Raw genomic sequence first — 12,038 nt, forward strand, 5'->3', positions numbered from 1 at the left:
GGAATTCATAATGCCAACGACTAATCATACGCAGCCAGAACAATGGACAAGAGGGTTATATTTTAATAAAAAGACGTATGCGGATACGCCGCTTCTGACGTTCGAGGAGGCGCGCGCTTCTCTTCCAGTACCTATATTCGAAAGCCGCCCTGATTATATCGAATGTTACTGGCGCACATGGGAAATTGCTTATCGAAATACGTTCGTGCCAACCAAGGAAAGTGGATTTGTAAGTAATTTCATTGACGCTGCATTTAATGATAAAATTTTCTTATGGGATACCGCTTTTATCACGATGTTTTGTAATCTCGCTCATCCATACATTCCAGGGATCCGCTCCCTAGATAACTTTTATTGCAAACAGTTGGACGACGGGGAAATCGCTCGTGAATATGTGACGAATTCAGGTATCGAGTTCTATAAATGGGTCAATGCCGAGCGTAAACCATTGCACTCTTTCTTCCATAATCATTATAAGCACCGGGGACTCGCGCAAATTAATGATCTTGACTTTGATGTGATGTACAAGCCAGATTTAGGACGCACTGTTGAAAACCCACCGTACTTTAGACTTGACAACTTGAATCACCCGATCGTTGCTTGGGCGGAGTTGGAAAGCTTTAAGCATACGGGAGATCGGGAGCGACTCGAGCTGGTTTGGGAACCACTTGTGCGATACTACGATGCGCTTTATTACCACCTGTATAATCAGTATGGGTTATTTGTGACTGATTGGGCGAGTATGGATAATTCTCCGCGCAACAAATATTTGGGCAGCGGGGTTGATATTAGCTGTGAAATGGTGCTTGTGGCTCGAAGTTTGATTGAGATCGGGGGCATCCTGATTGATAAAAAATTAGAAGAAGGCTCCAAAGAAGCTGCCAAAGATCTGGCCAGTCGAATCGCACAATTTGAAAAAGATGCTAGGACGTTTTCAACAGCGATTAACACTTACATGTGGGATGCCGAAACGGGCTTCTATTATGATGTTAAGAATGACGGACAACGCGCTCCTGTCAAAACAATTGCGGCCTATTGGGCGCTGCTCGCTGAAGTTGCGAATGAGTCTCAGGCTGCAAAGCTAGCCGAGTGGCTGAATGATCCGAACACCTTCAACCGTGTACACCGTGTTCCGGTGTGTGCTGCGGATGAGCCAGGTTATGATCCACAAGGCGGATATTGGAGAGGTTCCGTCTGGGCTCCGACGAATACGATGGTTATTCGCGGCTTGGAGAAATACGGATATGTGGATTTAGCCAGAGAAATTGCAATCAACCACCTGGATAATGTTGTGCAAGTCTTTAAGGATACGGGTTCAATCTGGGAGAATTATCCACCAGATTCCGTTGACTCGGGGAATGCCGACAAGAAAGATTTCGTAGGCTGGTCTGGTATTGCATCGACACTTTATCTGCTGGAGCATGCCATTGGTCTCAAAGGGGATGCTGCGAAGAACGAATTAACATGGCGACTTCAAGCAGGTATGGGGACAATCGGTTGTAAGCAATATTGGTTTGCAGGCAAGACGATGGATCTGATCGCAACCGAGCAGGAGGATGGATCATATCTCATCACGGTATCGAGTGATAAACCCGTGCAGCTTAAGATTATCTGCGGGGCTATTGAAAGCAAGCTAGAGATTAACGGCACATCTGAAATTAAGATTCAGCCTTAGGCATACACGTTAAGAAAGAAACCGTCTCCTTTTTATGTGGTGAGTAACTTTTCCACTATACGAAGGAACGGTTTCTTTTCGTTACGCAGGAGGGTGCTTACAGCAGGCAATCGCGGTCTTCTGAATGCTGTAAGTCGAAATAATCGAGTTACAGCATCCATTCCTTATTTCTCATTGCGGGATCAAAATGATCGAATCTAGCATCATAGCATATCCGGTGCTTGAGGCATTCTTTCCACTTACGGTTAGTTTGAAGGCCTTGTTGCCAGTAGTACTAAAGTTTAGCGTACCAAGGGTATGTTCCTGATAGGTAGCTGCAGCGGCGTACGTATCAAATGCTGAACCAAGATTGGTGCCGTCGATGTTCAACTGCACGGTACCCGTTGTACTTGAATTCTTCGTACGAACTTTAACCTGATAGGTGCCCGGATATTTGACATTCACGTTGAAAGTTAGGTAGTCATTTACGGCATTCGAGGCATACTGACTAAGCGCTGTGCTGCTGGCGCTTGGCTCGTTACTCGTTAAGCTCCGAGTATCTCCGGAGGAAGCAGTGATCGGTAGTCCTTCAACTTCGTAGATTTGCTCAGGTGTTAGCGTAATGGCATCCGGGAACATTCCGTACCCGGTGCTGCTCGCATTTTTGCCAGTTGCCGCAAATTTGAATACTTTGGTCCCCGCGGTGGTGAATGATTTGATCCCTAAGTTATCCATTCGGTAACCGATGACAGAGCTGTAAGGATCAAATACGCCGCCTTGTGCTGCGCCGTCAATGGAAAGCTGAACGGTGGCACGGTTATCCGCTGTACGAGAACGGACGGTGATGTTGCCGTTAACCGCGTATGGTACGGCGGCATTCAGGGAGACATAATCACCTACGGCTGTGCCTAAGTACTTTAATACTGCGCCACCGCTTGCAGCGGTATCCGCATAGGTGCCAATGACATCGCCTGACGTGGCGGCTACGCTCATCGTTTCAGCTTCATACTTGCGTTGAAGCGTTGAAGGACCGGCAGCAAAAGTATCTTTGCTGTCCGTCAGCCATTCGAGATTAAAACGGGCAGCTTTCACAACGGTAGTGCCTACCCCATACAGCAGTAAGACGGAATTGTCCTGCAGCACCGTTAAGTCAGAATACGAGGCGCTGCCCGTTGTTATCGTTTTGCTGGTTGCCCAAGAATTCGTATCATCATAGCTGAGGCTGACGACCATGTTCTCGCGCGAGGTTGGATGAGCTGGTCGGCTGAACAGAATACGACCGGGATTTCCACCTGAGGCTGTGGATAATTTCACCATGCCGGCGTCAACGGCACTAAAGGGAATCATGGCCATATCGTAGGTAGGACTTGACCATGTTAACCCGTTGTCGCTGCTGGTGGAGATAATCCGCAGCTGTGTACCGCCTGCAGCGTATCGCGCGTTAATCATGATTTTGCCGTTATCGAGCTCAACAAGTCGTGATTCGTTAGCGGGGTAAGCACTGCTAACTGGCGTATAGCCTCCGGCATTCCAAGTTGTGCCTCCGTCGTCACTATAGAGAACAGACACCCCATATTCACGTAAATTGACCGACAGGTTGACAGGGTGGCGATGCCAGACCTGCATCAGCAACCGTCCTCCACTAAGTTGTATGCCGTGACCAGGACCTGGGAGGTGAAACTCTCTCGCTTCTGGATCACCGCTGAACTTAGAAGTTACACTGACAGGAGAGGACCAACTCGTGCCATTGTCCGTGCTGGAAATATAATAAACGTCGGAGGAGTTATTACTGTAATTTTGCGCATAAAATAAGAAGATCTTGCCGTTGGTTCGATCAATGACAGGCGTGGGATTTGCATAGCATTCCCCACTTGAACTGGTAACGATCGTACTTGTTGAACCCCAAGTAGCACCATTGTCTGTGCTGCGTTTCATCATAATATGATGCGGTGAGGTATCACCTGTCGTAATGCGTCCTTCTGCAAAAGCTAGTACATCGCCATTCCCCACAACTGTCAATCCGTAAACAAAATGCTCCGCAATACTGTCTTCCCCGCTGCTCCAAATCGTCGATGTAGTAAAGATGGGTGCGGCTGCTTCACTTTTCCCGGGAAATAAATGGAGTGTCAGGCAACATGCAAATAGACTCAACAACAAATGATAGCTTACTTTTCGAATACGTTTCACAACCATAATCATAGCTCCTTTCGCAGATAAAGTAGTAAATTCATATTAATTGTAAGCGTTTTAATTGCAGGCAAGAAGCAACGATTTTGTTTAAAATGTTCATTTTTTTAATGACATGTTTGGCGTGTTCAAATATTTACGCAGTACGAAGTGAGCCACACTACGCCTGCAAAAGCCAAAAAGCAATGCTGCTCATATCGGCAGCATTGCTTAAGTCTAAATCGAGTGAAGCTCTTTCATCGATACACCGCCACGCCGGAGCACGGCTCTAAGGCGATCCAGTCCATCCGAGGATAAAGGAGAGAGCGGGTAATGCGGAATGCCTTGGCCGAAACCGAGCAGCTGCGGCATTGCTTTGAGCACAGGAAGGGAATAGCCCTCAATGGAGAAGGAGGCCTCCAATTGTTCAATAAAATCCTGAATGCGGTATGCTTCCGCAAGGTTATAGCTATGTACAGCTTTGTAGAGGGAAACGAGCTGGTCGGGGATGAGATTCCCGACACCCGGGATCAGGCCGCTAGCTCCCATCTGCAAGCTGATGATGCTTAATACTTGAACCCCTTGCAGAACAGAGAAGGTAGGGTCCGATTCCATCAAGCGGATTGTTTTCTGAAACTGTTGCATGTTCCCTGAACTATCTTTGAAGGCGATGACATTGGGGAATTGCGCAATCTGTTTAACGGTCTCCGCTTCGATTGGATTGCCCGTATAAACCGGAACGTTATAAATAATGAGAGGCAAATCGGTAGCTTCGCGTATTGCCGCAAAGTGCTTAACAATTTCTTGCTGCTTCACGCGGAAATAGTAGGGAGTTACAGCTACGATGGCATCAGCGCCAAGCTCCTCAGCTTCTCTAACAAGCTCAAGCACACGGTCGGTACTGGTCTCCATCACACCAAATAGTAGGGGGATTTTACCTTTACACGTTTCCGATAAAGCAATGAGCGCTTGTTCACGTTGTGTTCTTGTCAACATGGGAGATTCTGCAGCAGTTCCCATAGCGAAAATGCCATCAACACCGCAATCCATCATATAGCGGGCCAATCCTTGAAGCGCCTCCGTATCCACGGTTCGATCTGTGTTTAATGGTGTGATGATAGGAGGAATGACACCGGCTAGTTTTTTATTTTGTAACATGAAAATGACCTCGTTTCTGTATATGGTATAGTTTGTAAATTAACCGATTTCGCTGAAGCCTTAACCCTTAACCCCGCTTGAAGCAATGCCTTGTATAAAATACTTCTGACCAGCAAGAAACACCGCAATAATAGGGATGATCGCACAAGTAGCCCCGGCCATAACCAAGTTGTATTGAGCGCCTTCGGCATCATTCAAGGTCTGAAGTCCAAGTGGAATCGTATAGAGAGACTTACTTGTAATAAATATCAACGGATCCATGTAGCTGTTCCAGTTCCAAACAAAGGACAAGATGACCAGCGAAATGACGCCGGGAATGGAGAGAGGCATGATGATTTTGTAAAATATTTTGAAATGATGGGCCCCATCGATATGTGCAGCTTCCGATATTTCCTTTGGAATACTGATGAAGAACTGCCGTAGCATGAAGATGCCGATGACATTAAACATTCCCGGTAGGATCAGTGCCCAGTGCGTATTGTAAACACCTATCCAGTGGAACAAAATAAATCGCGGCACAAGCGTAACGTGAGGAGGAATCATCAGCGTAGACAGATACAACATGAATACGATATTCTTCCCTCTAAAATCCATGCGGGCAAACGCATACGCGGCCGTAGCGCTAATCAATACGGTACCGCTAATTGTCAGGATGGCGACTTTAATGGAGTTCCAGTAGAACAAATAGAAGGGATACGTTTTGTTAAACCAGACTTTGCTATAGTTGCTGAATTGCAGCTCATGAGGTATCCACTGAATCGGATATTGAAAGACTTCGATTGGTTTCTTGAGTGAGGCTGATATCATCCAGGCAAAAGGCATCATCATCAATAACCCGAACAGCAGCATTAGGAGTGTGATGATGAGCTTAGAAACATCCAAGCGGAACGACATTTTGGTTGGACGGGAAGGCTTAGTAATTACTGCTGCTTGCTCCATCGTGCAAGACCTCCGTTTCTAGTAGGTAACCCATTTTTTTTGGCGGTTCCATTGTATGAGTGTAATGACGAAGATGATCGCGAACAGCACCCAAGCGACGGCAGAGCCGTAGCCAAATTTGTAAAATTTAAAAGAGAGTTCATAAATGTAATAAACAAGGACTGAGGTCGAATCGCCTGGCCCGCCATTGGTCATGATATTGACCGGGGCAAACACTTCAAAGGAGTGAATAATCCGTGTGATGAACAAGAAGAAGGTGGTAGGTGACAGCATGGGAATCGTGACGTTGAGAAACTGACGAAACCGTCCTGCGCCATCCATTTCAGCAGCTTCATACAGCTCTTTCGGAACGCCTTGTAGTCCTGCCATATAAATAATTAAATCATAGCCTAGACCTACCCATACCATCATGATCATGAGGGAAGGAAGCGCCCATTCAGTACTGCCGAGCCATTTGGGCGGGTTATCGATGCCAAGCGTCATGAGCAGCTGATTGATCGGACCCTGGGTCGGATGATAGAGCTGCATCCAGACGATGGCAACTGCGACAATCGTCGTAATATACGGGAGGAAATACAGCAGCCGAAGAAAATTTCGAGCATACACCATTTGGTTTAATATCAGCGCGACACATAAGGAGACGGCTAACGTTACCGGGACAACGACAATGGAATAAATCACATTGTTTTTCAACGATTTTAGAAATAGCTCATCATGCCACATCTCGATAAAATTACGAAGTCCGACAAACTGAATATGGTTTAAGCCCGAAATCAGATCCCATTCACTGAAGGCTAGCCATAAGGAAAACAGAATAGGAAACAACAGAAATACCACATAACCAAGCAAGCTCGGCAGTAAAAATAAATAGCCAGTTGTTAACTCTCGTTTGGAGTTCAAAATTCTCACCTTCTCTAATGTTGTGTTGAGGATGACTTTATTGTAGAAGAAACGAGGCTGGGCTAGAATCAACTATCTTATCGGCTTTCTTCACTATTCCATGCCCTTTTGGGGCTGTTCACATTTTTTAAAAGGGTGTTCATTATTTTGTTTATAGCCACACGAACCTAAATTAGGTCAGCGTAAAAAGCAATGACAAATAACCCGCTTTGTCAGCGGGTCATTGGAGTTTACTTGCTATTTTTAATAGCTTCGTCTGATTTCTTCTTCATATTGACAAGGGCTTCATCAATCTTTTGTACACCAAAGAGTGCTTTCTCGGCTTCATCCTGCAGGAGTTTATTGAGCTCAGCATAACCTGTAAAGATTGTATCGTTATAAGAAACCGAGTCATAATCGAGCACAACTCGCTTAAATGCTTCCAAATCAATCTTTTTATCGGCATCCTCGCCAAACATGACCTTCACAAGCGCATCCTTATTCGTCTTCTTCCACGTTGGGATATGTCCAACTTTGGCTAGATGTATGGAACCTTCGGTTGCCAGCCATTTCATAAACTGCCAGGAAGCTTCTTTCTCTTTCGTATTCGGATTCATGGATAAGTAGCCAAAATAATGCAGGCCGTTATTGAGATTTTGCTTCTGATCCTTCTCCAGAGTCGGAAGCGGGGCAACGGTTGTGACAAAGTCCCTCGGATACTGAGTCGTATCACCGATAAAGCGAGAAATGGCATTGGAAGCAACGGCCATGGCGGTTTTCTTTTGCATAAATAAATCGAAAACCTGTGCTTTGGTTGATTTAATCTCGGTGTATGGATATTGAATTTTATCCACATTTTCCATCGCAAATTTAAATTCTAACGCCTTCTTGTAGCCAGGATAGTCAAAATTCGAAGCTCCGTCCTTGTTGTACCAGGCATTTGTTCCCAACACACTTCGAACCGGCATTGTCCAGTAGTACAAGGAATGGAAATCGCTTGTGCCATAAACTCTCGCAGGACCATCGCCCTTCGTCAGCTTCTTCGCATACTCTTTGTATTCTTCCAAAGACCAGCTTTTCGGTACGGGTAAACCAGCTTCATCGAGCAACTTTTTGTTAATAAAAACGGAGTCCGTTAACGAACTGACAGGCAGCCCGAAATACTTGCCATCCTGCTTGTAAATTTCTTTGCCCAGCTCAGCCTCTACATCGAATTTATCTTTACTGATAAATTCCGTTAAGTCTTGCAGCAGCTTTTTCTTCGCGCGAGCTTCCACCCGTGGCACACCATAATTGAAGAAAACATCCATTTCTTGACCTGCAATCAGCGAGGTATCGACCTTAACATTCCCTTCATCGGTGTTCGCGAATTTGACGTACTCCACTTTGATATTGGGAAACTTTTTGTTGAACTCTTTGATCATATCACCAGGACCTTGATCCTCGTTCCAAGCGCCCCACCACGATATTTTTGCAGCTTTATCGGCCGCAGCTGGTGCGGCTGTCGTTGCAGCTGGTGCAGCTGACTTTGTAGCTTCCGGTTGGCTGGAAGTCTGCGAAGTTCCTGTGCTTCCAGATGAACTGCAGCCTGCAATCATCATTGTAGCAAGTACGAGCGAAGTGATGCTTGACCCTCTTGTAATCTTTTTCATGAATGGCACCTCCATGGTTGATAGGCAAACTGGCACTGCTTCTTTCTATTCCCATTATAAAGGGGGGCCAAATGTACCAGAATGACTATTATTATGGTGTTGATTCATTAAATTTGGTCTTTTTTCTCGTATTCATTTTTTCGGGTAATCCTATTCACTTTTATTGGAAGGTTTTTGATCCATGCTCCCGATACTCACTCGGACTTACGCCCATGACCTTTTTGAAAGCTCGGCCAAAATAGTTAATATTGTCATAGCCAACCTTTTCCGCGATCAAATAACTAGGCAAATGCGTAGATTGCAAATATTCAGCTGCTTTATTCATTCGTACGGTGGTTAAAAATTCGATGAAGGAGATGTCCGTCTCTTTTTTAAATAAATGACTGATGTAACTCTCGCTCATGTTGACTAATTTGGCAGCACTGCTCAGTGTAATATTGCTAGCGTAATGCTGCTGCATATAATCGATAAGGTAATGAATTTCTTCGCGGTACGTACCTTTTCTTTTGCGTTCGGATGCCTCAATGAGCGAGGTAGCTAGCTGCCTGACGCGTATTTCCATATCCTGAAGCGTCTCCAGGTGAAGAACTTGCTCAAATAGAGGGGAGTGGGTCGTGTCAATTGCGGACCAATCGAGCTCTAGTCCGTTGCCGATCGTTTTTAACTGATGATAGACGTCCATGTAGATATCGAGGACGATGCTTATTTCATAGCGCTTCGTTTGCAGGTCCATGAATAAGCCAGATAACCACTGATCAAGTTTGTCGGTATCGCATCTCTGTATCGTTTGCTCCAAATCAACACCGATTTTGATCGCGTAGGGGAACCCCGTTGTGGAGCGGCGGCTGAAATAATCACTCTGATAGCCGTAATTGCCACCGGTTTCCTGATAAAAACTATATTTGGACGCTTCCTTAGCCTCGATGAATGCTGTTAATAGGCCGCCTATCCCCTGAAACAAACGACTTCGCCCTGCACTGATTGTGATATTGAGGAAACGTTTGGCGGCAATGATCAAATCCTGCACATGTTCCTCGATCAGTGGTTCTCGATGTAAATCCATATCTAACAGGAATATAGCTAGTTCATTGTTCTTATAACGTACGGAATCGATACGGCCTAGCGGTGACAGCTGTTGTTCGGCCAGATAAGTCAGCGATTTCAACAGCTGATCCTGATCTTTGTTGAAGGCATCCATGGGATGATTCCTTAGCAATAGCGCCATCTGAGAACCGGAGGCTTCCTCCCAGTGCAATCGATTGTGATAATCGGCTAACTGTTCAACGGTCAACTCACTCTCACAAAGGAGTCGAAGATACGATTGGGTCCGATCCTCTAATATACCACTTTTGGAATCTGTCGTAGATTCTAATCGATTCAAGATCAGCTTGTGCTCCTGATGAATGGACTCCGCAAGTTCTTGGAGCAGAGAGAGCAGTTCCGTCGGCTTAACCGATGCTTTGAGAATATAATCATCCGCACCAAGTTTCATCGCTTCACGGACATAGTCATAGTCACTATGACTGCTGAGGACAACGACTCGGATATGCTCAGAGCGCTTTTTGACCCTGCCAATCAGCTCCAGACCATTCATATTGGGCATAAGTATATCCGTTAGGACGATGTCGGGCAGTTGTTTATCCATAATCTCAAGCGCTTTCTCGCCATCGCCAGCATCCCCGATAATTTCAAAGCCATGATTTTCCCAGGAAATCAATGACTTCATCCCGACACGTACGAGCATCTCATCGTCGACGATTAATACTTTCAGCATCCAGATCTGCCTCCTCTTTGGCGTATGGAATCGTAATGAGAATTCTTGTTCCTTCATTTTCCGAGCTGGTCAGTGAAAGGCCATATGCAGCGCCGAATTGATGCCTGATTCTGTGATGGACATTGAGCAAGCCCACATGCAACGAATCTGCTGGCGGATCGGGCAATTGCAAGGATTCTTGAATCTCTAGAACTTTCTCAGATTTTATGCCAATTCCATTGTCAGCCACTTGGATGAACAGCTGTTGATGCTCAGCCCAGGCTTTAACTTCGATAAGCCCTTTACCATTGAGTGGCTCGATGCCATGATAGATACTATTTTCCACTAGGGGCTGCAAAGAAAATTTAATGATGGATACACTCAGCAGCTTTTCTGGCACATCGATCACCAACGATACTTTCTCGTTATATTTAATTTTCTGCAGGTGCACATAGCTTTGAATATAGCCCAATTCCATACTTAGCGGTATCTGATCTTCACCTCGGCCGATACTAGCTTCCATCATCAACGCTAAATCAGAAATCATTTCACCAACTTCATGATCCTGTCGCATGTAAGCCATCCATTTAATATTGTTGAGCGTGTTCAGGACAAAATGCGGTTTGATCTGCGCTTGCAGCGCTTTGAACCTGAGATGCTCCTTCTGCTGATGTTCGTATTTCACATTCTCGATTAGTTCTTTGATCTGTACAATCATCTGATTGTAGGACATCATTAACGCCGCGACTTCATCGGAGCCGCGTACTTGAATGGGGGAGTTCAGACTTCCTTTTTCGATGTGAAGCATCTTTCTTCGGAGCAGTTTCAACGGCCTCGTTACCCCATAGGCAATCGAATAGGTGATCAATAGAAACACGACAAAAATGACCCCAACAATGGTGATGTTGATTTCCCGCAGCTTAAAAATTTCTTTGAAAACGGAATTATAAGGGATGCGCTGGATGAGCTTCCAACCCGTTTTGGAAACGGTTACATAACTGATAATCATTCTCTCCTTATTCTCTGCGGTTTCATCTACCAACTGTCCGCTTGTACCACTGAGAATCCGCCCAACGTAGCTTTCACTCGATAAATCTTTGCCAAGCATGGCTCGGTCTGGATGTACAAGGACTTTGCCTCCGTCATCAAGAATCAGAACTTCTCCTTCCAGCTCACTAAAAAGATGAAGAAATTCACTGGAGCTAGCAGTCATGACAACCACGCCGGCGCGTCGGTTCGTTTCGAAATCATTGATCGATTTGACGAGTGAAATAAACGGGCCCTTGGATGGTGCAAACCAGGGATTCTCATGGTAGACCCATTGAAAACGGTCTCGCGTTCCTTCGGTTCGTGTATAGTTGTCGTAGAAAGAGAGCCAAGCATCCGAAGTCTTCTGATTATTCAGCGAGGAATACAGATGACCCTGTTCATCCAGGATGGATATGGAATACTCCCAGCGATGCAGATAAATGCTGAACATTTTGGAAAGCGTCTGGTCAGCTGCACGCAGTCTTTCATAGACGCTAAATTGATCAGGTTGTTTTAATATGCGAATTAATGACTCGTCGAGTGAAATGGATGTCGTCAAAGACATCATTTCTCCCACAGCTTCCTGCAGGTTTAATTGCGTAATGTGAAGCGCTTCCTGATTAGATTTGCCAATTTTTTGTTCAATCGTTTTTTCCATGGGTTTATCAATCAAGTAAAAAGTGAAGCAGAATGGAATGATCAGAAACAAGACCACAGAAAACATAATTTTAGTTTGGAGTTTCATGGGTGACCTCCGAATTCGTTGCTGTTATAAGTAAACTAAATTAAAAGCGTGGATTCAATACTG

The 12,038-nt window shown here is 45.3% G+C and carries 8 protein-coding genes; 1 reads left to right on the top strand and 7 read right to left on the bottom strand.

Annotated elements, in window-relative coordinates; genetic code table 11:
- The first annotated feature begins 10 nt into the window (after positions 1 to 10).
- Entirely contained in the window at positions 11 to 1,675 is a 1,665-nt protein-coding gene (locus AC58QT_RS16545; RefSeq protein ID WP_497409958.1) for an MGH1-like glycoside hydrolase domain-containing protein, read from the top strand.
- Positions 1,676 to 1,846: 171 nt separating this feature from the next.
- Here AC58QT_RS16545 and AC58QT_RS16550 read toward each other — a convergent pair whose 3' ends face one another.
- The 7 genes from AC58QT_RS16550 to AC58QT_RS16580 all read right to left on the bottom strand — a co-directional run bounded on the left by AC58QT_RS16550 (position 1,847) and on the right by AC58QT_RS16580 (position 11,975).
- Positions 1,847 to 3,847 carry an exo-alpha-sialidase gene (locus AC58QT_RS16550; RefSeq protein ID WP_497409959.1) on the bottom strand — a complete coding sequence of 667 codons (2,001 nt, stop codon included), beginning with the start codon at positions 3,845 to 3,847 and terminating at the stop codon, positions 1,847 to 1,849.
- A 210-nt stretch (positions 3,848 to 4,057) separates the two neighbouring features.
- A complete protein-coding gene (locus AC58QT_RS16555) occupies positions 4,058 to 4,978 on the bottom strand; it encodes a dihydrodipicolinate synthase family protein (RefSeq protein ID WP_497409960.1) in 921 nt (306 codons plus the stop codon).
- A gap of 60 nt (positions 4,979 to 5,038) precedes the next feature.
- On the bottom strand, positions 5,039 to 5,917 hold the full coding sequence (locus AC58QT_RS16560; protein ID WP_497409961.1) for a carbohydrate ABC transporter permease: 879 nt from the start codon (positions 5,915 to 5,917) through the stop codon (positions 5,039 to 5,041).
- An 18-nt stretch (positions 5,918 to 5,935) separates the two neighbouring features.
- Positions 5,936 to 6,817 carry a carbohydrate ABC transporter permease gene (locus AC58QT_RS16565; protein ID WP_497409962.1) on the bottom strand — a complete coding sequence of 294 codons (882 nt, stop codon included), beginning with the start codon at positions 6,815 to 6,817 and terminating at the stop codon, positions 5,936 to 5,938.
- Positions 6,818 to 7,047: 230 nt separating this feature from the next.
- A complete protein-coding gene (locus AC58QT_RS16570; protein ID WP_497409963.1) occupies positions 7,048 to 8,448 on the bottom strand; it encodes an extracellular solute-binding protein in 1,401 nt (466 codons plus the stop codon).
- Positions 8,449 to 8,608: 160 nt separating this feature from the next.
- Entirely contained in the window at positions 8,609 to 10,222 is a 1,614-nt protein-coding gene (locus AC58QT_RS16575) for a response regulator (protein ID WP_497409964.1), read from the bottom strand.
- Positions 10,194 to 11,975 (bottom strand): sensor histidine kinase, encoded by a 1,782-nt coding sequence (locus AC58QT_RS16580; protein ID WP_497409965.1) that lies wholly within the window; start codon positions 11,973 to 11,975, stop codon positions 10,194 to 10,196. Before AC58QT_RS16580 ends, AC58QT_RS16575 begins: the two co-directional genes overlap by 29 nt.
- Positions 11,976 to 12,038 lie beyond the last annotated feature (63 nt).

The organism is Paenibacillus sp. J31R109, assembly GCF_059692055.1.

Bases quoted from the DNA above. Each gene is read 5' to 3' on its own strand.
- AC58QT_RS16545 (WP_497409958.1), top strand. From the start codon at position 11: ATGCCAACGACTAATCATACGCAGCCAGAACAATGGACAAGAGGGTTA.
- AC58QT_RS16550 (WP_497409959.1), bottom strand. From the start codon at position 3,847: ATGGTTGTGAAACGTATTCGAAAAGTAAGCTATCATTTGTTGTTGAGT.
- AC58QT_RS16555 (WP_497409960.1), bottom strand. From the start codon at position 4,978: ATGTTACAAAATAAAAAACTAGCCGGTGTCATTCCTCCTATCATCACA.
- AC58QT_RS16560 (WP_497409961.1), bottom strand. From the start codon at position 5,917: ATGGAGCAAGCAGCAGTAATTACTAAGCCTTCCCGTCCAACCAAAATG.
- AC58QT_RS16570 (WP_497409963.1), bottom strand. From the start codon at position 8,448: ATGAAAAAGATTACAAGAGGGTCAAGCATCACTTCGCTCGTACTTGCT.
- AC58QT_RS16575 (WP_497409964.1), bottom strand. From the start codon at position 10,222: ATGCTGAAAGTATTAATCGTCGACGATGAGATGCTCGTACGTGTCGGG.
- AC58QT_RS16580 (WP_497409965.1), bottom strand. From the start codon at position 11,975: ATGAAACTCCAAACTAAAATTATGTTTTCTGTGGTCTTGTTTCTGATC.